Origin of the sequence: Tangfeifania diversioriginum, assembly GCF_900141875.1 — a bacterium.
GTDB lineage: Bacteria > Bacteroidota > Bacteroidia > Bacteroidales > Prolixibacteraceae > Tangfeifania > Tangfeifania diversioriginum.
In genome coordinates, this window is sequence record NZ_FQZE01000019.1 from 1 (window position 1) to 24,821 (window position 24,821).

At 42.1% G+C, this 24,821-nt stretch carries 21 protein-coding genes; 1 reads left to right on the top strand and 20 read right to left on the bottom strand.

The window, feature by feature from the left end; genetic code table 11:
* Positions 1 to 502 precede the first annotated feature (502 nt).
* Entirely contained in the window at positions 503 to 1,447 is a 945-nt protein-coding gene (locus BUC07_RS12450) for a CPBP family intramembrane glutamic endopeptidase (RefSeq protein ID WP_073169945.1), read from the top strand.
* A gap of 186 nt (positions 1,448 to 1,633) precedes the next feature.
* On the opposite strand, the gene BUC07_RS12455 is transcribed toward BUC07_RS12450, so the two are convergent.
* The 20 genes from BUC07_RS12455 to BUC07_RS12550 all read right to left on the bottom strand — a co-directional run bounded on the left by BUC07_RS12455 (position 1,634) and on the right by BUC07_RS12550 (position 24,820).
* On the bottom strand, positions 1,634 to 2,542 hold the full coding sequence (locus tag BUC07_RS12455) for a mevalonate kinase family protein (RefSeq protein WP_073169947.1): 909 nt from the start codon (positions 2,540 to 2,542) through the stop codon (positions 1,634 to 1,636).
* Positions 2,539 to 3,582 (bottom strand): diphosphomevalonate decarboxylase, encoded by a 1,044-nt coding sequence (gene mvaD / locus BUC07_RS12460; RefSeq protein WP_073169949.1) that lies wholly within the window; start codon positions 3,580 to 3,582, stop codon positions 2,539 to 2,541. The genes BUC07_RS12455 and mvaD overlap by 4 nt, the downstream gene beginning before the upstream one ends.
* Before the next feature lie 146 nt (positions 3,583 to 3,728).
* On the bottom strand, positions 3,729 to 4,649 hold the full coding sequence (locus BUC07_RS12465; protein WP_073169951.1) for a GYDIA family GHMP kinase: 921 nt from the start codon (positions 4,647 to 4,649) through the stop codon (positions 3,729 to 3,731).
* Positions 4,642 to 5,955, bottom strand: a complete 1,314-nt coding sequence (locus tag BUC07_RS12470; RefSeq protein ID WP_073169957.1) for a hydroxymethylglutaryl-CoA reductase, degradative — start codon at positions 5,953 to 5,955, stop codon at positions 4,642 to 4,644. Before BUC07_RS12470 ends, BUC07_RS12465 begins: the two co-directional genes overlap by 8 nt.
* The gene (locus BUC07_RS12475) at positions 5,942 to 6,955 is read right to left on the bottom strand and encodes a beta/alpha barrel domain-containing protein (RefSeq protein ID WP_073169959.1); all 1,014 of its coding nucleotides are present in this window, start codon (positions 6,953 to 6,955) and stop codon (positions 5,942 to 5,944) included. The genes BUC07_RS12470 and BUC07_RS12475 overlap by 14 nt, the downstream gene beginning before the upstream one ends.
* Before the next feature lie 11 nt (positions 6,956 to 6,966).
* Positions 6,967 to 8,124 carry an acyl-CoA dehydrogenase family protein gene (locus BUC07_RS12480; RefSeq protein WP_073169961.1) on the bottom strand — a complete coding sequence of 386 codons (1,158 nt, stop codon included), beginning with the start codon at positions 8,122 to 8,124 and terminating at the stop codon, positions 6,967 to 6,969.
* A gap of 10 nt (positions 8,125 to 8,134) precedes the next feature.
* On the bottom strand, positions 8,135 to 10,099 hold the full coding sequence (locus BUC07_RS12485) for an acetyl/propionyl/methylcrotonyl-CoA carboxylase subunit alpha (RefSeq protein WP_073169963.1): 1,965 nt from the start codon (positions 10,097 to 10,099) through the stop codon (positions 8,135 to 8,137).
* Positions 10,099 to 10,905, bottom strand: a complete 807-nt coding sequence (locus BUC07_RS12490; RefSeq protein ID WP_083578235.1) for an enoyl-CoA hydratase-related protein — start codon at positions 10,903 to 10,905, stop codon at positions 10,099 to 10,101. The genes BUC07_RS12485 and BUC07_RS12490 overlap by 1 nt, the downstream gene beginning before the upstream one ends.
* Positions 10,906 to 10,909: 4 nt before the next feature.
* Positions 10,910 to 12,475 (bottom strand): carboxyl transferase domain-containing protein, encoded by a 1,566-nt coding sequence (locus BUC07_RS12495; RefSeq protein WP_073169965.1) that lies wholly within the window; start codon positions 12,473 to 12,475, stop codon positions 10,910 to 10,912.
* Positions 12,476 to 12,665: 190 nt separating this feature from the next.
* Positions 12,666 to 13,730 carry a 3-isopropylmalate dehydrogenase gene (leuB, locus tag BUC07_RS12500; protein ID WP_073169967.1) on the bottom strand — a complete coding sequence of 355 codons (1,065 nt, stop codon included), beginning with the start codon at positions 13,728 to 13,730 and terminating at the stop codon, positions 12,666 to 12,668.
* A 12-nt stretch (positions 13,731 to 13,742) separates the two neighbouring features.
* A complete protein-coding gene (locus tag BUC07_RS12505; RefSeq protein WP_073169969.1) occupies positions 13,743 to 14,108 on the bottom strand; it encodes a DUF5615 family PIN-like protein in 366 nt (121 codons plus the stop codon).
* Positions 14,108 to 14,335, bottom strand: coding sequence for a DUF433 domain-containing protein (locus tag BUC07_RS12510; RefSeq protein WP_073169971.1), 228 nt, complete (start codon positions 14,333 to 14,335; stop codon positions 14,108 to 14,110). The genes BUC07_RS12505 and BUC07_RS12510 overlap by 1 nt, the downstream gene beginning before the upstream one ends.
* A 75-nt stretch (positions 14,336 to 14,410) precedes the next feature.
* A complete protein-coding gene (locus tag BUC07_RS12515) occupies positions 14,411 to 15,994 on the bottom strand; it encodes an alpha-isopropylmalate synthase regulatory domain-containing protein (RefSeq protein ID WP_073169973.1) in 1,584 nt (527 codons plus the stop codon).
* 15 nt (positions 15,995 to 16,009) lie between these two features.
* Entirely contained in the window at positions 16,010 to 16,603 is a 594-nt protein-coding gene (leuD, locus tag BUC07_RS12520) for a 3-isopropylmalate dehydratase small subunit (protein WP_073169975.1), read from the bottom strand.
* 33 nt (positions 16,604 to 16,636) lie between these two features.
* Positions 16,637 to 18,079, bottom strand: coding sequence for a 3-isopropylmalate dehydratase large subunit (gene leuC, locus BUC07_RS12525; RefSeq protein ID WP_073169977.1), 1,443 nt, complete (start codon positions 18,077 to 18,079; stop codon positions 16,637 to 16,639).
* A gap of 22 nt (positions 18,080 to 18,101) precedes the next feature.
* On the bottom strand, positions 18,102 to 19,607 hold the full coding sequence (locus BUC07_RS12530; RefSeq protein ID WP_073169979.1) for a 2-isopropylmalate synthase: 1,506 nt from the start codon (positions 19,605 to 19,607) through the stop codon (positions 18,102 to 18,104).
* A gap of 395 nt (positions 19,608 to 20,002) precedes the next feature.
* The gene (locus BUC07_RS12535; RefSeq protein ID WP_073169981.1) at positions 20,003 to 21,595 is read right to left on the bottom strand and encodes an OstA-like protein; all 1,593 of its coding nucleotides are present in this window, start codon (positions 21,593 to 21,595) and stop codon (positions 20,003 to 20,005) included.
* A complete protein-coding gene (locus BUC07_RS12540; protein WP_073169983.1) occupies positions 21,596 to 22,558 on the bottom strand; it encodes an AAA family ATPase in 963 nt (320 codons plus the stop codon). It lies immediately after the preceding gene.
* Between the two features lie 47 nt (positions 22,559 to 22,605).
* Positions 22,606 to 23,964 (bottom strand): peptidylprolyl isomerase, encoded by a 1,359-nt coding sequence (locus BUC07_RS12545; RefSeq protein ID WP_073169985.1) that lies wholly within the window; start codon positions 23,962 to 23,964, stop codon positions 22,606 to 22,608.
* Positions 23,954 to 24,820: a hypothetical protein gene (locus BUC07_RS12550; protein WP_139279573.1), complete on the bottom strand. Its 867-nt coding sequence runs from the start codon at positions 24,818 to 24,820 to the stop codon at positions 23,954 to 23,956. The genes BUC07_RS12545 and BUC07_RS12550 overlap by 11 nt, the downstream gene beginning before the upstream one ends.
* Position 24,821 lies beyond the last annotated feature (1 nt).

Consider the following 24,821-nt stretch of genomic DNA (forward strand, 5'->3'; position numbering starts at 1 on the left):
TGGAAATATCAATGCCCGCTGCATTGGGATTAATAATAGAGAACTCATTTAAGTTTTTTCCTTCGCTCTTTTTCTTTTTTGTACTTTTACTCATAGTTTTAATTTTAAATTTGAAATTGCCGTGCCCGGTTGACTAATTACATATTAGGTGGTCTACCTTACGATTTCTAAATAATCAATTATCGGATCACCGTCAACCAGAGCCAGACTGAACGAGGTTATAATATAACAGTGTTAAAAACGGCCTCAACTGCACGGCATCTCAAACTTAATGTATTTATATAAGAGGAAAAAGCCACTTTTGGAGAGACTGAACTATTCATAAATTTTAAAAATATGAATAAAGTTCAGGTTAATCCCGACTTAGATGAAGTTGAACTTTTAAAAAAGTTTTACTGAATCTTAGTCGTCCCGATAGTCATCGGGAGAGATAGGGATTATTTGTGAATAATCCGGGTTAAAATTAATTTTAGAAATAGTTAACAAAACCTGAATTCAGCTTATGAAATTTTTAGAACGCGCTTTCGACAACGAAAACCAGATTTGGAAATACATTCTGGTGCTTTTTATTGGATTCTTTTTAGGGCAAATGGTTGGAAGTATTCCGCTGATTGCGGTATTAATAGTTAAAATGATCCGGTTTGAAGGTGATTTCCAGATGCCTGAAAATTTTGCCGATTTTTCAGCGTACGGAATCGATCCGAATGTAGGGTTGGTTTTAATGGTGATTCCTTTTATTACAAGTTTGATTATTGGAATATTACTGGTTAAAGGCTTCCACCGAAGGAATTATAAAGAGGTGATTAACGGAGGCCGTTCCATTCGCTGGAACCGGGTTTGGCTTGGTGTAATTGTTTGGGGAGTACTTATCGGTGGTTACATGCTGGTCGATTATTTGATAAGTCCTGACAATTTCATAGTGCAGTTTAATGCCTCCTCATTTATCCCGCTGGTATTTATTTCGGTGTTATTAATTCCGTTACAATCCGGGACCGAAGAGTTTTTCTTTCGTGGCTACCTGATGCAGGGAGTTGCCGCACGAACAAGGAGCCGGTGGCTGTCAGTTTTAATTCCTGCCGTTATTTTTGCACTCATTCACAGTTTCAATCCCGAAGTAGAAGAATATGGCTTCTGGACATCGATGCCCGGCTATTTAACATTTGGGGTGGTTTTTGGTATTACAAGTGTGTTGGACGATGGAATTGAAATTGCAATTGGCGCACATTCAATAAATAATGTTTTGTCTTCCATCTTTCTGACAAGCAAATCATCAGTTTTGCAAACACCGGCGCTGTTGTTTCAGAAGGAGGTGCATCCCCAAAAAGAAAATTGGGTTCTTTTGGTTCTTGCCGTATTATTTATTGTGATTCTGACTATTAGAAGCAACTGGAAATTTCGGAAATTATTTGAGCCGTTGCAAAAACCGGAAATCTCTCAAAAACAATAGTGTATGTTTTTTTTGTAGTAGCTAACCTTTAGTGAAATTTTGTGTCTTTGAGTTTTAGTGGCCAAAAGAAAAATACGCCACGAAGACACGAAAGCACTAAAAATTTACGAGATCCTTAATGTCCCTATGTTTCAGGTTTCTGATAATCAAATAATTGTTTTCTTTTTTAGTGAAAAATGATAAACGTTATATTACCTTGATTTTTGAGAGACTTTCCGGTAAATCGTTTTCATTTTTTGCAAAGGCCAGTAAAAATCCACCGCCACCTGAGCCAAGTAACTTAACGGGCGTGTTATTATGCGCACTGTTTTTGAAAAAATCTTTGAATGATTCCGGAATCATTTCCGAAAATTGTTCCGATTGAAAAGCGGAAATTTGTTTTAGTTGAAGAAAAAGTTCCTGTTTACTCCCTTTCAAAAATGCCTGAATGGCTGCGTTATTGGCTGGCAGGAAATCGTTTTCAAAACGTTTTTTGAATTGTGGATTCTCCATTTTTTGGTTGAAAAGTGAGACAAGTGGGGCAGTAGAACTTTTTATTTTAGTATCGATAAGAAAAACTGAAAAATCATTTTCACGAATTTTTATTTCCGGAAGCTCAATTTTTTCGGGCGTAAACAAAACCGGCCGGTTTAAAAAGGAAACCAGTGGGTCGATTCCGGAACTGCGGCCGTGAAAACTGCTTTCGAGCAACGAAAAATCTTGCTTTAATTGTTGAAGGAGTTCGCTGTCGTTTAATTCATCTTCATTTTTGTGAAAAATACTGTATCGCTCAAAAATGGCAGCGCAGAGCGCTCCTGAACTTCCTAATCCATATTGAACCGGAATATTCGAATAGAAAAATAATCCTTTTTGCAAATCACTTTTCAGTTCTTTTAGTTGAAGCGGAAAATGCATTTCCTTGTTGAGATTGGCTGCATCAAACGTTGAAAAGAATTGTTGAGTCTCTGACTGGCTTTCCTGAATGGTTTTGTCGTTTGAGTCCACTGTAAATTTCAGCGCACCGCCGAATTTTGGAAACGGAACTGCCAGCGCATCGGCTCCGTAAAGCAATCCGTATTCACCGAACAATAGTAATTTTGAAGAAAATTTTTTCATGCTTTCAGTTTTTTTGGACCGTTTCCAATTTGATCATCCAGCCAGCTTCCGTTTTCGGTAAATTTCAACAACTCATTTTTAATGAATCGGTGTACTTCATTTTTGTCTTTTTCAAAATAGAGAAAATGGATGTTTGGCCCGGCATCGATAGTAAAGCCAACTTGCAGGTTGGTTTGCCGGCGGATATCCTGAATTTTTCGGATAATCGCCAAGCTGTTGGGATGAAGTAGTAAATAAGGTGGTTCCGAGGTCATCATCATCGAATGTAAACTGAGCGCTTCTTTTTCTACTATTTTGAAGAAATGTTCATGGTGGCCGGTTTTCATCACTTTCAGAATTTCACGCGTGTGATTATTGGCCTGTTTTATCCGTGCTTCCCTAAACGGATGGTCGTTCATCAGTTGGTGGCCGGCCGAACTGGAGACTTTTTTTTTCGTGGAATCGACCAGCAAAATGGCATCGTGCAATGTAAAATAATCAGGGTGGATGTTTTCGGAAACCGGAATGGCGAATTCGTTTGATGAATCTGGCATTTCATCAAATTTGCCCCAAACGGCAAATTGCGGATAAACCGACCGGCACGCGCTGCCGCTGCCAAGTCGCGCCCACGCCGAGGCTTGCCTGAAGAAGTTTTGTGTTTCTGCTTTCTTTCCGGTTACCTGTTTTTTCAGGTCTGCCAAACAAAGCGCCAGTGCGCCAAAAGCCGAAGCCGACGAAGCAATACCGGCAGAGTGGGGGAACGTGTTGCTGCTTTCAATGCGAAACGAAAAATCGTTCATCCATTTTTCATCGTTCGCCAGTTCGTCAATGTATTTCTGAATCCGTTCTCCAAATTGTGACAATTTCCCTTCAAAAAGAAACTCTGTTTGCCATTTGCTGCTGCCTGTGATTTCAACAGTTGTTTTGGTTTTTGCATTTTTCAAACTAAAACTCACTGAGGGATTTAATGGCAGTTGTGGCGCTTTCTTTCCCCAGTATTTTACCAGCGCAATGTTCGACGGGCATTCCCATTCGCTTCGATATTTATTCTTTTGCTTCACTTACTTTCTTCCAATCATTTAAAAATAAACACTTTTATAAATACGAGAAAAGTTAATTTCCCGCAGATGACGCTGATTTTCGCAGAAATGTTAAAAAAATCTGCGGGAAATCAATAAATCATTCATTAGTTAGAATTTTTATATGATTAGTCATTTAAAATTAACTCGTTCCACGTAAATATTGTTTGCAATCCTTTCCTTTTGAAATAGTTTTTAGTTGCTGCTTCGTTCATCGAAGAAGCTGCGAGGAAAAAATCACCTCCCCATGCTCCGAGTGATTTTACAACCCCGTTAAAATCACTGAAATATTTATCCTGAATACTTTGCTCATCAATAATACCGGAAATGATTTTTTCGTGCTCGTTAATTACCAGTTGAAACTCATCAAGTTTTTTTATCCGGGATATATTTTCAGAAATCTCAATGATTTGACGGATTCCTTCGGAAATATCACCTTTCGTTTTCAGAAAATGCTCAATGCCATGACGGGTATTTTTTTTGGTGCCGGAATAGATAAAAAAGAGGTGATCTTCGAATGGAAAACTAAGATTCACCGGTACCGGTTTTTCTCGAGAACGGTAAAATATTGGGCCGTCAGCGTTTGCACAGGCGATGTCGTAACCTGAGCCTTTAAATATCAACTTGTTTAATTGGTAGGCATCAACATTCGTCCAGCTTGCGATGTTGGCAATTAATGTGCTGCTGCTGCCCAGTCCCCATTGCGGATTGAAATCCAGTTTTGTTTGAATGTGGAAATCTCTTTCAAAAGGAAACTCAGGATTTAACTTTCCGATGGTTTCAAAGATTTTTTTCAGCAATTCTGCTTTTTTCGAATCATTACTTTCGATGATTTTGAATCCGGGAAATTGGATTTCACAGGAAAACCACTGACTGTTGGGTGTAAAGGCTTCCCACTTTATTCTGTTTTGTTGCTTTCCTGAAGTGACGTTCATCGACTGGCCCAATTTCAGCGGCAATGCCAGCGCTTTCGCGCCTTTTAAAACGAGGTATTCTCCTGTGAGCAGCAATTTTCCGTGTGCATAATATTTCAAGGCAGTTTCAGTCATGATTTTCCAAATACTTCTGAACTTGGGAATACGAAACATCTTTGTCGCTGAACCAGGCTTTGGCTGCAGCTTTTTGTTCTTCCGAAAGATTGAACTGGCTTAAAATATTTGGCAATTGCATTTTCATGTGTCCTTTTTGGATTCCGCTGGTTATCAGTGCGTTTACAGCGGCCCAGTTGGAAGCCAGTCCGGCAGTGGCAATGTAACCCATTAATTCCGAGGCTGAAGGATTTTTCAGGATTTTCATCGCCAGTTTTGCCAGCGGATGCAACGCGGTCACTCCGCCTACAACACCAACTGCCAGTGGAATTTCCAATTCAAAACGAAATATTCCATTATTTACGGTTGCGTTGCTCAGTCCGTGGTACTGTCCGTCTTTTGAAGCATAAGCATGTGCGCCGGCTTCAATGGCTCGGTAATCGTTTCCGGTAGCTACTGCCAGTGCGTCCATTCCGTTGAAAATACCTTTGTTGTGTGTCACAGCGCGCGAAACATCGTTCCGGGCAATGTGAACTGCCAATGCAAATTTTTCAGCATAACTGTGTGCCTGTTGCGAATTTTCAATCAGCTCTTCCACCGGGCATTTCACCCAAACTTTTACGCGGCTATCCGGTACATAGTTCGACAAAATGGCCATTACTATTTCCACTTCTTTTTTATTTGCTGAAAACTGGTTGCTGTTTTCGATAAATTTTGTGAGGCTTTTCCCTATCTGTTCCAAACACGAATTAATGAAGTTGGCACCCATTGCATCGCGGGTTTCAAACGAAACGTCGATTTGATAATAGTCAGGTTTTATTTCTGGTAAATATATTAATTTAATTTCGCGAATTCCACCACCTCTTTTCTCCATGTTTTCAGTTATCGGAGCCGTTTCTTTTAAGAGTTGGCTTTTTATTTCAGGAAATATTTTTTTGAGCTTTTCTGGATTTCCATTCCATTGAAAATGAACCTGGCCTTTTTTTTTGGTGCCAATAATTTGAGTATGAAATCCGCCTCTTTTGGCCCAGTACCCGGCAGCTTTGGCCAGTGCGGCAACTACCGAACTCTCTTCGGTTACGAGCGGAAAGGTGAGTATTTTTCCATCTACCAAAAAATTAGGTGCCACAGAAAAGGGTAAATGATAATTGGAGAGTTGATTCTCGCTTAAATCAGCAATAACTGATTGCTTTTCACTGTTTGTGAGTTCAAAAGAATTCAGAAATGAGGCAGTGGATTCATCCAGGTTCAAATCCTGTATTAACCATCTGATTTTTTCTTCACGCGTCAGTTTTGAAAATCCGGAAATGATTTTATTCTCCGTCATATTCAGGATCGATTTTTAGAAAATTTTGTGCAAAACGGTAGGCCGTAATCTGGTTTTCGATGAACGTTTTCAGATCTTGGTAGTCGCCGGTGGCATGTTTTAACACCTGAGAAGCCATACCGAAGATTGCGGGTAACTCGCTTTTTGAAACTAAATAATAGCCGTCTAAGTAATTTTTAATTCCGCCCGAAATAATCAACTGTTTGCATGTTGAAGTTCCGGTGGTTTGCAGCAACTGGTTAACTGTATTTACCATTTGGTTGGCAGTTTGCCCCACAAAAGTAAACGGTTGGTACATTTCCATTTTTTCGGGTTCATCGCGCATCAGCTCAAGTTTCGAAAAATTAGTGCCCCCATAAGCTGCAAACTCAATGGCTTCGAGGTTTAAATGGATAAGTCGGTTCAGGCTTTCTCTGCCCATTCCCAGCCCAACTTCTTTTACAATTAAAGGTACATTAATCCGGCTGAGCAATTCTTCAATGGTTTCAACTGGAGGGTTTTCAATGTGTTCGCCCTCTGGCTGAAACCACTCCTGCATGGGATTAACATGGATAATCAGTCCGTCAGCACGGAGTTCTCCAACCATATTGGTTATGGCATTTTCGTTTTTATCTTTCAGCAGTTGTTCAATTTGTGCTATTCCCAGGTTCGCCCAAAAAGGCTGGTCAGGACCAATAATATCTCTCATGTTGAAATCGTCCCAGTAGGTTTTGCTAAACAGGATTTTTCGGCAGGACCCCAGGCCCATTCCCAGTCCAAATTCGCGACAGGCCCGGGCAATGTTTTTGTTGATGTGGTTGGCTTTTTCAGTGCCGCCGGTCATGCTCGATACCCACATTGGTGCTTTCATGGTTTTTCCCAAAAATGCAAAAGATCGGTCTTCTCCGTTGGGGTGGCCTGCCAGCATGGGTTCATAAATAAATCGGCGGTCCTGCTCAAACTTGCTTGTTTGCGAGTCGAATGCCAGTTGTATATGATCATGCTTTCTGTCTCTGTTCATTTTGTTTTCTGTTAATCATTTAAAACCGAACGCGAAATTACCATTCGCAACACTTCGGAGGTTCCTTCGCCAATTGATAATAAACGCTGATCGCGGAAAAAGCGCTCAATGGGATATTCGTCGTTTCTGAAAAAACCTGCCCCTCCAAAAATCTGGAGTGCCTCGCTGGCCACATCGCTGGCTACCTGTGATGCATAAAGTTTGGCCATTGCTGATTGTTTTCCGAATGAGTGTCCGTTATCTTTTAACCAGCAGGCATTATAGAGGGTGTTTCTGGCGTTTTCAATTTTCATGGCCATGTCGGCAAGTTTAAACGAAATGACCTGGAAATTGGAAATAGGTTTCCCAAACTGTTTGCGTTTTTTTGTGAAATCAACTGCCATTTCAAAAGCTCCCTGCGCCAGCCCCAGTCCCATTGCAGCAATCGATAACCGACCTGAATCGATAGTTTTCAACATAATTTTAATACCTTGTCCTCTTTCACCCAGTTGGTTTTCCTCAGGGATTAAACAATCGTTGAGGTAAACCATTCCGTTGTCGGCAGCCCGCCAGAGCAGTTTGTTTTTCATATATCTGGCAGAGTACCCGGGGGTGTCACGGGAAACCAGAAAAGCTGTAAACTCTTTTTTGCCGTCGCTTCTTATGCCTGTTTTTGCTACCAGGCTCATGCCACCTGCCAGTTCTGAGGCCGCGTTGGTTATATATTTTTTATGACCGTTAATCAACCAGCCGTTTTTCTTCTTTTTTGCCATCGTTTCTACTCCTTGTGCGTCAGAACCTGCATTTTCTTCGGTAAGGCCAAAAGCCCACAGTTTTTCTCCGCTGCAAAGTTGCGGCAAGTATTTTTCTTTCTGTTTTTCTGTGCCAAATTCCAGAACAGGACCCACTCCAAGCGAGTTATGCGCTGCCAGCGTTGCCGCAACAGAACTGTCAATGCGTGCCAGTTCTTCAACGGCAATAATAAATGAGAGGTAGTCGCTGTTTTGTCCCCCGTATTTTTCAGGGGTTTGCATGCCGAAAAGATTCAGCTCATTTATCGATTGGATTAAATCTACCGGGAATTCCTCCCTGGCTTCAAAGTCGCCAATAGCTGGTTTTATTTTGTTTTCCGCAAAATTTCTTACTTTTTCACGTAGTGCATTATGCGTCCCATTTAAAAATGCATTCATAAATAATTATTTAGAATTCAAATTCGACTAAGGTCTTTTTGTCTTGTACGGTTTCTCCTTTCGAAACCTGAATGTTTTTTACCCGTGCTGATGCCGGGCTTTTTATGGTTATTTCTGATTTCATCGATTCAATAATAATTACATCCTCTCCTTTCTTTAAGATTTGACCGGGCTTAACCAATATGTCAATTACTTTTCCGAATAGCCCTGCAATCACTTTGTCGGTTACTATCTCCGTCCCTTCATTTCGGTATTTATTTAACTGCACCTCTTCTAAAACATGGTTACTTCTTACACTGTAATATCTGCCATCATATTGGATAATAGATTTTTTATTATTCTGAAAAATAAAGATAGTAATATCTTTTTTATTTAAGGAAAAATCAATTTTCGAACCAGAAAATTTAATGTTGGATATTGTTTTTATCGTTCCATTGAGCTGAATTTCAATGTTTGGGTTTGCTCTTAATGTGTTGATTTTGTGTTGTTTATTGTCGATGAAAATTTCAAAGCTTTGAAAAATGCGGAGATAGCCTGATTCATTCCAAATTGAAATGGGGTGAACGGGACGCTGAAAATGATGCAATAAATAAGCAGCTGCCAGCGGAACGGAAGAAGTTTCGTCCTTGCGAAGAAAGCTTTTGTTTTTCAGGTTTTTTTCCAGCCACCTCGTGTTAATCGAATTGGATTTAAAATCGGGGTGATTGACGGCAATCGCAAGGAGTTCTTGTGTTGTGACAATTCCCAGTAAAAATAAACTGGAAAGTGCCTTTTGTGCCTTTTTAATAGCTTCATCTCTGGTTTTTTCATGAACAATGAGTTTACCTGTTAGCGAATCGTAAGCCGCTGAAAGCTCTGTTCCGGGCTGAAGGAAACTGTCCCATCGGACTTCTTCCGGTATTTGTATTTTAGCTATTTTTCCGGTTGAAGGCAAAAAGCCAGATGCAGGATCTTCTGCGCAAATTCGCATCTCAATTGAATGACCATGTACTTTGAGATTTTTTTGACTGACAGGGATTTTTTCACCTGCTGCAATTTTCAGTTGCATTTCAACCAAATCAACACCTGTAATCATCTCGGTAACCGGATGCTCAACCTGCAGGCGGGTATTCATTTCCAGGAAATAAAAATTTTCATTTTCATCCACTAAGAATTCCACCGTACCCGCTCCACGGTAATTAATTGAACGGGCAATTTTGAGGGCAGCATTGTACAGTTTTTCCTTTAACTTTTTGGAGATGGAGTTGGCAGGAGCTTCTTCTATTAATTTCTGATATTGACGCTGGATACTGCATTCACGTTCAAAACAGTGAATTGCATTTCCTTTTCCGTCGCCAACAACCTGAACTTCGATGTGGCGTGTTTGGGGCAGGTATTTTTCAATCAGCAGGTCACTGTTGGCAAAATATTTAAGGGCTTTATTTTTTGCCCTTTTTAATGCTGACGGAAGATTTTCGGCTTTGTAAACGATTTCCATTCCTTTTCCACCACCGCCGCCAGAGGCTTTAACCAAAACCGGGTATTCAAAATTTTTGGCAGAATTTAAAATATCATTTTCTGATCCGGTAGCAGACGAAATGACAGGAATTTGGAGCTTCTTTACAAATTGATTGGCTTGGATTTTTTCACCCATTAGCCTGATCTGTTGAGGTGTGGCTCCGATGAAAATCAACCCGGCCTGTTCAACTTTTTCTGCAAAATCAGCCTTTTCTGATAAGAATCCATACCCGGGATGTATGAATTTGGCACCTGTGTGCTTTGCAATTTTAATTATTTTTTGCTGGTTCAGATAAGTTTCCTGCAACGTTTCACCTTTCAGGTTAATAGCTTCGTCCGCCCGGGCAACATGCAACGACTCGCGGTCGTCATCAGCAAAAATAGCTACGGTTTTGAGCCCCAGCTTTTGGGCTGTCCTGATTATGCGGACTGCAATTTCTCCACGATTGGCTATTAAAATTTTTCCGATTGTTTCCATTAATCCTGATTGGTTATTTGATTGTTCCAGCTGGGTTTTCTTTTTTCGAGAAATGCCTGTAGTCCCTCCCTTCCTTCCTCTGAATGAGTCAGCTGGGCCAGTAGTTGAGTCGTTTTTTCGGCTGAGGTGGTTGTGATTTTTCCTGTTTCAATTTCATGGAGTAAGTTTTTGCAAGCCCGCAATGCATTTGGCGAAGATGATGACAGTTTTTTTATGAGGAGATCGGTTTCACTGAAACGTTCTCCATCGGATGAAATAAAATCGACCAGGCCTGAAATTTTTGCTTCCGGTGCCAAAAATTTTGAGCCGGAGTACATTAATTTTTTCATGTGTTGAACCGAAAGCCGTTGAGCTACAAAAGGCATTATGGTGGCAGGAATAATTCCCAGTTTGATTTCTCCGAAAGCAAATACGGTGGATTTTTCAGCAATTACAAAATCACATGCCGAAAGTATTCCGTTGGCGCCCCCCAATACATTGCCGTGAACCGCAGCAATGGTAATTTGGGGTGCATCGCGTAATTCTTTGAGAAGGCCAGGGATTTGCAGGTATTCTTCCCGGTTTTTCTGTATCGACTTTTCTGCGGCGGAGGCCAGCCAACTGATGTCGGCTCCGGCACAAAAGGATTTTCCCTTGCCCGATATGACCAGGAAATGAATTTCATTTTTTCGGGAAATCGATTTTAATGCGTCCCGGAACTCCCCTATTAGTTCAGGATTCAATGCATTATGCTTGTCGGGGCGGTTTAAAATTAAATCGGCCCTGTTCCTGTCAATTTTAACTGTTATGTACTTCAGGTTTTTCATCTTGTTACATTCTGAAAACCCCGTATCGGGGCGTCCGTTCGGGTTGATTAAGGGTGATGTGAAAAGCCAGGCCTAAGATGTCGCGTGTTTCTGCGGGGTTGATAATTCCATCATCCCAAACTCGCGAAGAGCTGTAATAAGCGGAGCTTTCTTTTTTGAACTGTTCAATAAGCTGGTTGCCGCTGCCGTTTTGTCCAATTGTATTCAGGATGCCCGAAGCCTGCTCGCCTCCCATAACCGAAATGCGTGAGTGCGGCCACATGAATAGGAAATCGGGTTCGTAGGCGCGGCCTGCCATGGCATAATTGCCTGCACCAAACGACCCGCCAATTACTACTGTTATTTTGGGCACTGTTGTATTGGCCACAGCCTGAATTAATTTTGCACCGTCGCGTGCAATTCCTTCGTGTTCATATTTTTTCCCCACAATAAATCCCGTAATATTTTGCAGGAACAGCAACGGTGTTTTTCGCTGGTTGCATAGCTGAATAAAATGCGCTCCTTTTCGGGCGCTTTCAGCAGTAAGAAAACTTTGGTTGCCTAAAATGCCAACTGTTATTCCTTTTATTCGGGCAAAGCCTGTAATCAGCGTATTGCCGTAGTTTTCCTTGAATTCATGAAAATCACTTTCGTCAACCAACCGTTCAATTATTGCATGAATGTCAATCGGTTTTTTCAGATCAACAGAAAGGTAATTGTAGATACTTTCTGGTTCAAAATGGGGTTTTTTTACTTTCTCAATTTCAATTTCTTTTTTCCTGCCAACAGGAAAGCCGGAAACTATTTTCCGGCAGATTTTAAGGGCATCCACATCGTCCTCGGCCAGGTGATCGGCCACTCCCGAAATGGAGGTGTGAACATCTCCGCCGCCCAGCTCTTCGGCCGAAACTTCTTCACCGGTAGCCGCTTTAACGAGTGGTGGCCCGCCAATAAAAATTGTTCCCTGGTTTTTTACAATAACAGTTTCGTCGCACATGGCCGGCACGTAGGCGCCGCCGGCAGTGCAGGAGCCCATTACTACCGCAATTTGCGGAATGCCTTTTGCCGAGAGCCGGGCCTGGTTATAAAAAATGCGGCCAAAATCGAACCGGTCGGGGAAAACATTGGCTTGTTCCGGCAGATAGATTCCTCCTGAGTCAACCAGATAGATACAAGGCAGGTTATTATTCAGGGCGATTTCCTGTGCGCGGATGTGTTTTTTTATGGTTTCTTTTACATACGTCCCTCCCTTAACTGTGGCATCGTTGGCAACAATCATGCACTCGCGGCCATGCACAATCCCAATTCCGGTTACGATCCCGGCCGAGGGAAAAGCATTGTTGTATTGATCGTAAGCCGCAAAGGATGAAAGCTCCAGAAAATAGGTTTTGGGATCAACCAAAAGATCAATTCGCTCGCGGGCCAGTAATTTACCTCGCTCACGATGTTTTTGTTTTGATTTTTCCGGGCCGTGTGAGCAAACATGCTGCAACCGTTCATGGTAATTAGTCTTTACCAATTCATAGCCAGTACTTTGTTTGGCTTTGGTGACCGTATTTTCCAGTGTTGTATTTTGTTTAACTTTACCCATTAAGGTGTTAAAAATTTTAATATTCAAAAATCTTCTAATATGACAAAATTATAGACTTTAAGTTCATTTCATCTATTCATATTTTTATTTCATTAAAATTGTTCGTTACATACAAAAAAGAACCGTTAAAAAATTAACGGTTCTTTTGGGGTAGAAAATTTTGCCGGCTAATTAAAAGCCAGTAAGCTTATTAAATTTTTTCAATGTAGTGTGCAATCCAATCGCCCACCTGCGAAGTTTTATATGCAGGTCCCTGGGCAATGTCTTCAGTTACAAATCCTTCATCCATTGAGGCGGCCACTGCATCGCGAATGGCTTTTCCTTCATCCGGGAGGTTGAAAGCTGTTTCAAACATCATGGCTGCGGAGAGGATGGTGGCAATTGGGTTGGCAATATCTTTTCCGGCAGCCTGCGGATAAGAACCGTGAATGGGTTCGAAAACCGAAGTGTGGATTCCGATTGATGCTGAAGGCAGCAAGCCGAGTGAGCCGGTAATCACACTGGCTTCGTCGGTTAAAATATCGCCAAACATATTTTCGGTAACCATTACATCGAAGTTTTTGGGCCACTGGATAATTTGCATGGCGGCATTGTCCACAAACATATATTCGGTTTGAATATCGGGATATCTGGGCGCCATTTTCTGGGCCACTTCGCGCCACAATCGCGAACTTTCCAACACGTTGGCTTTGTCCACCACTGTTAATTTTTTACGTCGCTGCGCGGCAAATTCGTAGCCCAGTTTCAGGATGCGTTCAATTTCTTCGCGGGTGTAAGTGTTGGTATCGAAAGCGGTATTTCCGTTATCCTTCCGGCCTTTTTCGCCAAAGTAAATGCCGCCGGTCAGTTCGCGGATGCAAACAAAATCGGCACCTTCCACCAATTCGCGGCGGAGCGGAGATTTGTGCAGTAACTGTTCAAATGTCTCCACCGGCCTGATGTTGGCATACAAGCCCAGTTTTTTGCGCATGGCCAGCAATCCCTGCTCGGGGCGCACGGTGGCTTTTGGGTTGTTGTCGAACCGTGGGTCGCCAATCGCACCGAATAAAACAGCATCTGAATTCATGCACAATTCATGCGTTTCGTCGGGATAAGGATTTCCCACTTTATCGATGGCAATTGCGCCGGTCAGCGCGTATTCATATTCCAACTCGTGATTAAATTTTTTGGCGAGTGCTTTAACCGTTTTCATCGCCTGTTCGGTAATTTCGGGTCCGATTCCGTCGCCGGGAAGAATTGCAATTTTTAGTTTCATATATTTTTTGCTTTAATCTTTTTGAATATTGAATGATACCGAATTCAAATTTATTTCCACAATAAACGAGGAGTTTTTATTTAGCTTTTGAATCTGCGGTAAATTGTCCGTAATTATTTGAACCAGCTCAGAGTTAGAAATATTACCCAAATTAATTTTGATCAGTTTTGAAGGAGTTCTTTTTACGTAAAAACTATTTCGAAAATCTGAATCTTTGGAAATAACAATGAAATCTTTTTGGTCAGCATACTCACATATTTGTTTATCTGAAGTAAGCCATTTGTCGAGAATGTCATTTACATGAATTGTTTCGTAACCCCGTGAAGTCAAGTGCCTGACTAATTTATAAGAGATATGAACATCACATAGAAATTTCATCAGGCTACATCTTTTATCGGCTTACCTGACAGGTTAAGTTTTGCAAAATGTAAACTTGCCAGAATATCTTCCTTTTCAAGTTCCGGGTGATCGTCGAGAATTTCCTCGGTGGTCATTCCCGAACCAAGCATATCAATAATTACTTCAACCGGCCACCTCATTCCACGAATGCATGGTTTTCCATGGCAGATTTCGGGGTTTGTGGTAATTCTTTCCAAATAGTTCATATAAATATGTTTTAAGCAAATTTACTGTAAAAACAGTGTATTTCAAATAATTAAATTTTAGAAATTGGTATTTACTTACGGAATACTGTCCATTATTTTATCCAGCAAACCCGGCTTAAACTCGTTTTCGATGATATTTAGCATGCGAATTGTTGCTTTGATTGCGGCTGCATTCTGATCCGGATCTAACCCTTTGGTTTTAAATTCGCGACTGTTTTTCCAGGTAATTACCGTTTCTACCAGTGCATTGGTTTTTCCGCCAGGCGGGATGGTTACCGTGTAATCAATGAGTTTCGGGAATGATTTGCCGAGACGCTTGTATATTTTCCGGAGTGCTTTTACAAATGCATCATACTGGCCGTCGCCATCGCTGAATTCCTCAAAAATTTCTCCTTCAATTTCAAGGCTAACATTGGCAACCGGCCGCAATCCCATAGTATGGGTAACCGAAAAGTTTATCACCCTGATTTTTTGTTCCATCAGATCGTTCTCCAGGGCATCGGCAACAATGTAGGGCAGTTCGTCGGAGGTAACCGTTTCTTTTTGGTCGCCCAGTTCAATAATCCGCTGCGTTACTTTTTTCAGTGATTCTGCATCGAGTTCAATGCCCAGGTTTTCCAGGTTCTTTTTGATGTTGGCTTTACCCGATGTTTTTCCCAGCGCATACTGACGGATTCTTCCAAAACGCTCCGGTAGCAAGTCGTTGAAATAGAGATTGTTTTTGTTGTCACCATCGGCATGTATGCCGCTGCACTGGGTGAATACAAATTCGCCGATTAGCGGCTTATTTGTAGGAATCCGAATTCCGGAAAACGATTCTACCAGCTTTGAAACTTTGTTCAACTGGCTTTCATTCACCCGGGTTTTCATTTTCAGGTGATCTTTAATGGTGGCAATCACGCTCGACAGTGGTGCATTCCCCGCACGCTCGCCCAACCCGTTAACAGTGGTGTGTACGCAGCGCATTCCGGCTTTTATGGCATGGAAAACATTGGCAATGGCCAAATCGTAATCGTTGTGGGCATGGTAATCGAAGTTGACATCGGGGTAGGTTTCAATCATTTCCCGGCAGAAATCGTAGGTTTCGTCGGGGTCTAAAATACCGAGCGTATCGGGAAGCATTATCCGGTCAACTTTTTCCTCTTTCAGTTTTGAAACCATGAAATGCACGTAGTCTTTTGAACTTCGCATTCCGTTCGACCAGTCTTCGAGATAAACATTTACCCGGATTCCCATTTCCCTGGCATTATGAATTACTTTTTTAATGTCGGCTAAATGTTCCTCCGGGGTTTTTCGTAACTGCCCTTTTACATGGTTCAGCGAACCTTTGCAAAGCAGATTAATTACTTTTCCACCGGCGTCGGCAATCCATTTCAGCGAAATGTTGTTATCAACAAATCCGAGAACTTCAATTTTATCGAGATGTCCTTTTTCGGCTGCCCATTTCATTACACGCTGCGATCCCCTGAATTCACCATCTGAAACTCTTGCCGAAGCGATTTCAATTCGGTCAACCCTTACATCTTCCAACAACACCTTTGCCACACTTAGTTTTTCCCCTTCGCTGAAAGAGACGCCTGTGGTCTGTTCTCCATCGCGAAGGGTAGTATCCATTATGGTGAGCTGTTTGCCCTCTATTTCAACTGTTTTGCCTGTCATTCTTTTATGTGAGTTTTAGCTGTTAGCTTCTTCAAAAGCAGTAATTTCATCTTTCATCCGAACCAGGTAATCGATATCGTCGAGTCCATTTTTGAGGCAATGCTTTTTGTAGGCATTAATTTCGAACTCTTCGGTTTCACCTGTTGTGAGGTTCGTTAATGTTTGCTCCTTTAGATTAGTTTTGAATTCGGCTTCCGGGTTTTTTTCGATGGTTTCAAAAATTCGTTCAAGGAATTCGGGGGTTACAACAACTGGCAGCAAGCCATTGTTAATTGCATTGTTTTTAAAAATGTCGGCAAAAAAGCTGGACACTACAACTCTGAACCCGTAATCGTAAATTGCCCAGGCAGCGTGTTCACGGCTCGATCCGCTGCCAAAATTTTTACCGGCAACCAAAATTTTACCGGAATACTTCGCATTATTCAGCGGAAAATCGCTTTTGGGTGATCCATCTTTGTTGTAGCGCCAGTCGCGAAAAAGATTTTCGCCAAAACCTTTGCGTTCTACTGCTTTTAAAAAGCGTGCAGGAATAATCTGGTCGGTATCTACATTTTCAACCGGCAGCGGAACTGCCGGTGATTTTATTACTGAGAATTTATCGTATGCCATTTTATTTATGATTTTAGCTTTCCTTAAAAAATTTTAAACGGGTTCCAGTGTTTTGTCTGTTTCTAAGAATTCATTGTCCATCAATTCTCTCGGATCAGTAACTTTCCCGGTTATTGCTGCGGCCGCTGCTGTAAGCGGGCTGGCCAACAACGTTCTTGCCCCGGGCCCCTGTCGGCCTTCAAAGTTTCTGTTAGTAGTTGAAACGGCGTATTTTCCTTCCGGTATTTTATCGTCGTTCATGGCAAGGCAGGCCGAGCAACCGGGCTGGCGGAGTTTGAATCCTGCTTCTTCCAAAATTTCGAGCAGGCCTTCTTCTTTAATTTGTTGTTCAACATGCTTTGAACCCGGTACCAGCCAGGCATTCACATTCGGTGCTTTTTTCTTCCCTTTAACAAAAGCGGTAAAAGCTCTGAAATCTTCAATCCTTCCGTTGGTGCAACTGCCTAAAAATACGTAGTCTATTGTTTTGCCAAGCATTTTGTCACCAGGCGAAAATTCCATGTATTTCAATGCTTTCTCCAGCGTTTTTTTATCGCTTTCCCCCATACCATTGTAAATGGGAATATTTTTGGTGATGCCGATTCCCATTCCCGGATTTGTTCCATATGTAATCATAGGTTCAATGTCAGCGGCATCGTACGAATATTCAGTATCGAACACGGCATCTTCGTCTGATTTTAAATTTTTCCATTTTTCAACAGCCTGCTCCCAGTCCTTTCCTTTTGGAACAAATTCACGTCCTTTCATGTAGTTGAATGTGGTTTCGTCGGGTGCAATCATTCCACCGCGGGCACCACTTTCAATACTGAGGTTGCAAAGGGTCATGCGGCCTTCCATACTCAGGCTTTTAATTGCTGACCCGGCGTATTCAATAAAATGGCCGGTTCCCCCGCTGGTTGAAATTTTCGAAATGATAAACAGCGCAATGTCTTTTGCCGTAACCCCTTGTTTGAGTTCGCCGTTTATGGTAATCCGCATTTTTTTGGGTTTGGGCTGCATGATGCTCTGGCTGGCCAAAACCATTTCCACTTCGCTGGTGCCAATTCCAAAAGCAATGGCCCCAAAAGCCCCGTGGGTTGATGTGTGGCTGTCGCCGCAAACAATTGTCATTCCCGGCTGGGTGAGTCCTTTTTCCGGCCCGATAATGTGCACAATGCCATGTCCTTCGCTTTGAAGATCGTGATATTTGATGCCATGCTCGGCACAATTTCTCTTCAACATTTCTACCTGATTGCGCGATAATTCGTCAACAATGGAAAGGTGCTGATTTTCGGTAGGAACGTTGTGGTCGGGAGTGGCAGTGGTTTGCTCTGGTCGAAATACTTTCAGGCCGCGGTTTTTCAGGCCTAAAAATGCAACTGGACTGGTTACTTCGTGAATTAAATGCCGGTCGATGTACAACACATTGGGGCCGCCTTCAACTTTTTTCACTACGTGGCTGTCCCAAATTTTATCGAATAATGTTTTTGCTTCCATTTTTTTATTGAATTTTTTTTGATTAAACCTGAACCGGTAATTTATTCACTGCATCGAGGTAGGCCTCAACTGATGCCGTTACAATATCGGTATGCGCGCCAAAGCCATGGAAAATGGAGTCGTTGTACTCAATTTGCATGTGTACTTTTCCAATATCATCGCTGCCGCGTGTAATGGCCTGCACAAGGAATTCTTCAATAGTAACCTGGCGGTGAATAATTTGTTTAACCGCTTTAATTGCTGCATCCACCGGGCCGTTTCCGGAAGAAGTTGCATCAAATTTCTCTCCTGCAATATCGAGCCGAACGATGGCAACAGGTTCAAGTTTTTTTCCTGTGAGTACCTGAAGGAAGTCGAGTTTTATACGGCGCTCCTGTTGTGTGGCATCGCCAACCAGCAGGGCAATATCGTCATCGCGAATATCTTTTTTATTGTCGGCCAGCTTCAGGAATTTCTCATAAACTTCATCCAGTTTTTCTTTGCTTAGTTCAAAACCCATCAGTTCGAGCCTGTGTTTCAGTGCCGCACGGCCGCTGCGAGCTGTAAGCAGGATTGCCGATTCGTTGATTCCCACTTCTGTAGGATCCATAATTTCGTAGTTTTCGCGGTTTTTCAGCACGCCATCCTGATGAATTCCGGAGGAGTGCGCAAAAGCATTTCTGCCAACAATTGCTTTGTTGGGCTGAACCGGCATATTCATTAAGGTGGAAACCAAACGGCTGGTCTGATAGATATTTTTTGTGTTCACGCCGGTTTCAATCCCGAGAACCTGATATCGACTTTTCATTATCATGACCACTTCTTCGAGCGATGTATTTCCGGCACGTTCACCAATTCCGTTAATGGTAACTTCGGCCTGGCGGGCGCCGTTCATAATTCCGGCCACTGTGTTGGCAGTTGCCATTCCGAGGTCGTTATGGCAATGGGTGGAAATCACTGCTTTGTGAATGCCGTTTACATTTTCCATCAGGAATTTAATTTTTTCGCCAAATTCGGTTGGAAGGCAATAACCTGTTGTGTCAGGGATATTTACTGTTGTAGCACCTGCTTTAATTACTGCTTCAACCACTTTGGCCAGGAATTCATTATCGGTACGGCCGGCATCTTCGGCATAAAATTCCACATCTTCTACATATTGTTTTGCATATTTTACTGCTTCAACAGCCCGTTCCATAATAACTTCAGGTGTGGAGTTGAGTTTATGGTGGATGTGATAATACGAAGTGCCAATGCCCGTGTGAATTCGTCCCTTTTTTGCATATTTTAGCGATTCGGCAGCCACGTCAATATCTTTTTTCACTGCGCGGGTAAGGGCACAAATGGTGGGCCATGTAACCGCTTTTGATATTTCTACCACCGACTCAAAATCGCCGGGGCTCGACACCGGAAATCCGGCTTCGATAATGTCAACTCCCAAATCCTGCAAGGCTTTGGCAACTTCAATTTTTTCAACCGTGTTTAACTGGCACCCCGGGACCTGCTCGCCGTCGCGCAGGGTGGTGTCAAAAATGAACAGTCTGTCACTCATATTTATTTGTTTTTCAGTTATTACTAATCAACTTTTTGCTTCAAATCAACTTACCGTACAATTATTATTTTGCATTTAATAAAAAAGCCATCCTCTTTTTATGAGAATGGCTTATTCCGTTTCTTGCTTTATAGTAAACAACACACCATTCTCACATCCTGAATAGAAGGATAATGCCAATAATTAGGCTGAGAATTGATATGCTATTAAGTAAAATCATTCGTTTGCTTTCGATTTGCTGCAAATATTACAATATTTTTTTAAAATGAAAACAAAACAGGTGTTTTTTATGATGAAAATTAATAAAAAGACTGTTTTGTATGTAATTTCAGCAAAATTAATTTGAAACATTTCAGGGATGAAAGGATTGCGAAGGAGAAAAAATGAATGTGAATTTAATCTTCGTTTTCTTGCAATACTGCTTCGTTTGGCAAGGCAGGGGTGGCTTTGGGTTGAAAAACATCATTTTTGGTGAGGGGCCTGAGATGAACTTTCCAGTCGAAACCACTAAGTCTTTTTTCCTCTTCGGTTAATTCGAAAAGAGGTTTAAGCTGACCTTCGGGGGCAGTTAAAAATTTAATTTTGAAAACGCGGCCTTCTTTAAAGCGAATAGAGATTTTACTGCTTTCAGCCCGGTTCAGTCCGATAATTGTGCTGTCTTCGCGGGCGTAGTAGAGGGTTTGCCCGTTTCCGTTTACATCAATTTTCGACAGTTCATTATCGACCACATACCCCACCATTTCTTTTCCTTTAATTTGGTCGAACCGGCCGGAGTCGAGTTTTGAGATAATGAAACTGTTATTTTGGAGGTGCATTTCGTCGGGGGCATCCGTTTTTTGTTTCATGTTGATATAGTCGGCGCTCAACTGATGAATATCGGACCAAACCACAGGATTGGTATGCAGCTGAACCACAGAATCATTGGTGAAATAGACCAGCGAATCGCAAACCCCCTGTAAATCGGAGCGGTAAAAGCGGGCATTGTAATATGCTTTCACAATATTTTCATCCGGAATTGTATCGGGGATGGTCCGGAGAGTATCGGCGTGGAGGTACAGCGTATCGTTATCGGAATACATCATGAAAAGAGCCGAATCGGTTACGGTTGCAATTTCCTTTTGTTCGTTGTAGTTCACTGTATTTCCGGTAACAATGCTACTGTTTTCCATGTCGTGAATCCTTACATTTCCAAGCGCTCGTCCGTTTCCATCTGTTTCGTTGTACTTAATGTAATTGGCACTTAATTCTTGCGAATCGTTAAAAACCCGCGGATTTCTCAGTAGCTCTGCTTCTCCTGTTTTTGAATCGTACCATCCGTCTTCAGCATAAAGTGTGTTGGATGAATCGCGAATTATTGTAGGCCCTGTAATAAAAATCCGGCCTGTTTCTGTATTGTAAATCAATGTGTCGCCCGAAAGTGTATAATCATCGCTGTAAGCTTCCACATCGTTGTAAAAGTGTATCAGATCTTCATTAATAAAATATCTGCCAATTAGGCTTGTCAACACATTTGTGCTGTCCACAATTTTCCCGTAATCGTCGTAATAACCGGTGTTTGTATCGAGGTTGTAATCGAGTGTATCGGAGTAAAGGGTGGTCGATTTATTTTTCAGAATAACATCACCGATGGCCTGCGCAAAACTAATATCCCCGTTGTAAAAAATTTTATTGGCATAAAGATCGAGTGTATCGTTTTGGTTGATATGCACATTTCCAAAAGCATCAACCCGGTTGGTGCCAGTATAGGTGTAGGCGCTGTCAGCCCACATAAGGACGTTCTTGTGCCTAATGCGCAACGGGCTTCCAATAAGCCGCTGTGCATTAGGGGCAATTGTTTCATCAGCTTCAAGAAGATCGGCTTCTTCAATTTCAATTTTCTTTTTTTCCTGTGCGGAAGAAAATAAAGATGCAATTACCAAAGCAAGAAGTATTGCAGCTTTTGCATTCAGTAATAATTTTGAAATAATATGAAACAGCCGTTTTGGCATTTACACTAACTTCTCAATAATTTGTTCCACCGAAATGTTTTCGGCTTCGGCCTTGTAGTTTTTAATTATCCGGTGGCGCAAAATTGAAGGGGCAACTGCCTGCACATCTTCAATGTCGGGTGAATATTTTCCCCGGAGGGCAGCATGGGTTTTGGCGCCCACCACCAGGTATTGCGAAGCCCTTGGGCCGGCACCCCATTTCAGGTACTGCTCCGAAACATCAGCTGCCATTCCGTTTCCCGGGCGGGTTTTGGCAGCCAGGGTAACGGCGTAGTTCAACACATTATCGTTTATCGGAATTTTCCGAATTAAATCCTGGTAATACAAGATTTCTTTGGCAGATATTACCGGTTTCAAGTCGAAAGTTAAATTGGAAGTGGTATTTTTTACGATGGTAATTTCATCGTCGTACTTCGGGTAATCGAGCCACACTGAAAACATGAACCGGTCGAGTTGTGCCTCAGGCAGGGGATAGGTTCCTTCCTGTTCGATTGGGTTTTGGGTGGCCAGTACAAAAAACGGGCTTTCCAGTTCAAAACGCTGGCCGGCTGCTGTAATGGCTCTTTCCTGCATGGCTTCGAGCAGTGCCGATTGGGTTTTGGGGGGTGTCCTGTTAATCTCGTCGGCTAAAATAATGTTGGCAAACAAAGGTCCCTTGATAAACTTAAACTGCCGTTCTTTATCCAGAATTTCGGTGCCGATGATATCGGAAGGCATTAAATCGGGCGTGAACTGGATACGGCTGTAGTTGAGCCCGAGAATTTTTGCAATGGTTGTTACCATGAGGGTTTTGGCCAGCCCGGGAACTCCAATAAGCAGCACATGACCGCGGCTGAACAGTGAAACCATCACCTGTGTAATAATTTCATCCTGACCGTAAATAACCCGTGTAATTTCTTTTTTTAATTCACTGAATTTATCGCGTAACCCATCGAGAGCTTCTACATCGTTTTTAAATTCCATCCGTTTGTTGTCCTTTTAATCCAATAATAAATTATTATTCCGCTATCCTACTTCATCCAATTGTTGAATTCGAAATTGCAGTTGGCATAAGTTTCATCGATGCGGATATAAGTATCAGCCTGTTTTTCAGTAATCCAGTTTTTTAAAACTTTTTCTTTTTTCTGTGCAAGAAACTGATTCGCCAGTTGTTGATAATCATCCTGCAGGTTGGCTTTATGCCCTTCTGTTTTGTCAACAAGTTTTACAATTTTGAAAACAGTTTGCCTGCTTTCCGGATCAATGGTTTCGAACGGATCAGAAATTTCGTTGATTTTTAAATTCGTGAGTATCTTACTTACATCGCCATCCAGTTCCTCTACAGTAAATTTTGATGACATGGTATTGGGATTAATTGCAATTCCTCCGTTGTTTCTGGTGTTTTTGTCAGAAGAAAACAGTCGTGCTGCCTCGCTAAAAGGAATTTCTTCTTTGCGAATCATATTGGCGAGGCTGTCGAGGCGGCTAAAAGCCTGCTCTTTCGCATCGTCCGATATTTTGGGTTTCATGAGAATATGCCGTGTGTTCACTTTTTCACCGCGCTTGTCGATGAGCTGGATAATGTGGTAGCCGAATTCACTTTCTACTACATTAGAAACCTGGTTGTCGCGGAGGTTAAATGCCGCTGCTGCATAATTGGGAGCAAGTTCTGCACGGCCCTGGTAGCCAATTTCTCCACCATCGTTTGCCGAAGGTCCTTCGGAATACATCACAGCCATTGCTGCAAAGCTCGAACCCTCTTCAATGCGTTGCTTAAGCTGGCGCAGCTCTGCTTTAACCCTGTTTTCTTCCTCCAGCGAGATTTCAGGCCGCATGGTAATTTGTGCGTACTCATACTGCGTGGGAATAACCGGTATTTCTTCTTCCGGCAGATTACGGTAGTAGGCTCGCACTTCTGAGGGAGTGGCTGTAACATCCTGCACAATTTTTTGCTGCATCTGCTGGCTCAGGATTTGGTTCCGGATTACTTCCTGCATCTCGGCCCGAATGGAGGCAAGCGGTTTTTTAAAGTAGTTCTCCACTGCCTGTTCAGAACCAAAATAGGCAAGGTAAGTCTGGATTTGAGCATCCATCTGTTGGTTAACCTGGTTCGGGGTTACCGTAATCAAAGTATCCAGTTCGGCTTCGGCAACCAGCAGTTTATCTACCAGAAAATTTTCCAGTATTTCGCATTTCATGTCACCGTCAGATGTCATTCCCTGCGCCTGCTGGTCCATGTACATTTTTTCAATATCCGATTTCAGAATGATGTTGCCGCCCACAATCGCTACAATTTGATCGACTACTTTATCCTGTGCCGAAACAATTCCGGTCATCAGAACCGCAAGTAGGAAAATACTCCCTGCTTTTATTATTTTTTTAGTTGTCATCGCGTTCGCTTTTAAATATTTTAAATTTGTTGTTTTTAACTCCTTCGGAATATACATTGTTTTCAAGTTGCTTTAAAAAGTCGATTTTACGCCGGTTAATTATCAGGTTTTTTATGTTTTCTTTTACATACTCAACGGGTGCCTGGTCGTTTTTGAGTTTGTAATCGTATATAGTAACAAGGTAATAATAATCGGAGTCGCTGCGTTCAATTGTTTGGTTTCGTTGCAAAAACTGCTCCGGGTTTTCAACGGGCTCGGGAATGCTTTTGGTTAACAGCTGAAAATCGACCCATTGATCGATGAAAATGTCGAATCCTTTGGCATATTGCAGGCAATAATCACGCAATTCGATAATCCCTTCAGTGCTGTTGTTTTGGCTCATCTCTTTGAGCTGGTCGGGGTTGGCCAAATCGTTGGGGATTTTGATGTAAACAGCTTTAACAATATTATTATTGAGGACAAATTTTTCGGTATTTGCATCGTAATATTCCTGCACCTGCTGGTTGGTAACTGAGGTGTCCATCCGCTGGCTCATTATTGCATTTTTGTATTTATATAACATGAGCGACTTCCGGTACTCTTCCAATTGTTCCGAAACATCTTTTTGAGCAGCTGTCAGGTTTTCCTCCGCTTTTTGGAGCAGCAGTTCACGCTTAACCCATTTGTTTATATAGTCATCAGCCATTAAAATACTGTCTTCGCGTTCAATTTCCGGAGGCACCACCGATGAAATTTCGGAGAGGTACAATTTATTGTCTCCCACTTCGGCAACAACTTTTTTCAGTTGCTCGTCACCAGGATTACACCCCACTGAGAGCAGGATGATAAAAACCGGGAAGCCATATTTCAACAGCATT

What these genes read in the sequence shown, in the direction of transcription:
- BUC07_RS12450 (WP_073169945.1), top strand. Translation starts at nt 503, where the DNA reads ATGAAATTTTTAGAACGCGCTTTCGACAACGAAAACCAGATTTGGAAA.
- BUC07_RS12455 (WP_073169947.1), bottom strand. Translation starts at nt 2,542, where the DNA reads ATGAAAAAATTTTCTTCAAAATTACTATTGTTCGGTGAATACGGATTG.
- BUC07_RS12465 (WP_073169951.1), bottom strand. Translation starts at nt 4,649, where the DNA reads ATGACTGAAACTGCCTTGAAATATTATGCACACGGAAAATTGCTGCTC.
- BUC07_RS12470 (WP_073169957.1), bottom strand. Translation starts at nt 5,955, where the DNA reads ATGACGGAGAATAAAATCATTTCCGGATTTTCAAAACTGACGCGTGAA.
- BUC07_RS12475 (WP_073169959.1), bottom strand. Translation starts at nt 6,955, where the DNA reads ATGAACAGAGACAGAAAGCATGATCATATACAACTGGCATTCGACTCG.
- BUC07_RS12480 (WP_073169961.1), bottom strand. Translation starts at nt 8,124, where the DNA reads ATGAATGCATTTTTAAATGGGACGCATAATGCACTACGTGAAAAAGTA.
- BUC07_RS12485 (WP_073169963.1), bottom strand. Translation starts at nt 10,099, where the DNA reads ATGGAAACAATCGGAAAAATTTTAATAGCCAATCGTGGAGAAATTGCA.
- BUC07_RS12490 (WP_083578235.1), bottom strand. Translation starts at nt 10,905, where the DNA reads ATGAAAAACCTGAAGTACATAACAGTTAAAATTGACAGGAACAGGGCC.
- BUC07_RS12495 (WP_073169965.1), bottom strand. Translation starts at nt 12,475, where the DNA reads ATGGGTAAAGTTAAACAAAATACAACACTGGAAAATACGGTCACCAAA.
- leuB (WP_073169967.1), bottom strand. Translation starts at nt 13,730, where the DNA reads ATGAAACTAAAAATTGCAATTCTTCCCGGCGACGGAATCGGACCCGAA.
- BUC07_RS12505 (WP_073169969.1), bottom strand. Translation starts at nt 14,108, where the DNA reads ATGAAATTTCTATGTGATGTTCATATCTCTTATAAATTAGTCAGGCAC.
- BUC07_RS12510 (WP_073169971.1), bottom strand. Translation starts at nt 14,335, where the DNA reads ATGAACTATTTGGAAAGAATTACCACAAACCCCGAAATCTGCCATGGA.
- BUC07_RS12515 (WP_073169973.1), bottom strand. Translation starts at nt 15,994, where the DNA reads ATGACAGGCAAAACAGTTGAAATAGAGGGCAAACAGCTCACCATAATG.
- leuD (WP_073169975.1), bottom strand. Translation starts at nt 16,603, where the DNA reads ATGGCATACGATAAATTCTCAGTAATAAAATCACCGGCAGTTCCGCTG.
- leuC (WP_073169977.1), bottom strand. Translation starts at nt 18,079, where the DNA reads ATGGAAGCAAAAACATTATTCGATAAAATTTGGGACAGCCACGTAGTG.
- BUC07_RS12530 (WP_073169979.1), bottom strand. Translation starts at nt 19,607, where the DNA reads ATGAGTGACAGACTGTTCATTTTTGACACCACCCTGCGCGACGGCGAG.
- BUC07_RS12535 (WP_073169981.1), bottom strand. Translation starts at nt 21,595, where the DNA reads ATGCCAAAACGGCTGTTTCATATTATTTCAAAATTATTACTGAATGCA.
- BUC07_RS12540 (WP_073169983.1), bottom strand. Translation starts at nt 22,558, where the DNA reads ATGGAATTTAAAAACGATGTAGAAGCTCTCGATGGGTTACGCGATAAA.
- BUC07_RS12545 (WP_073169985.1), bottom strand. Translation starts at nt 23,964, where the DNA reads ATGACAACTAAAAAAATAATAAAAGCAGGGAGTATTTTCCTACTTGCG.
- BUC07_RS12550 (WP_139279573.1), bottom strand. Translation starts at nt 24,820, where the DNA reads ATGCTGTTGAAATATGGCTTCCCGGTTTTTATCATCCTGCTCTCAGTG.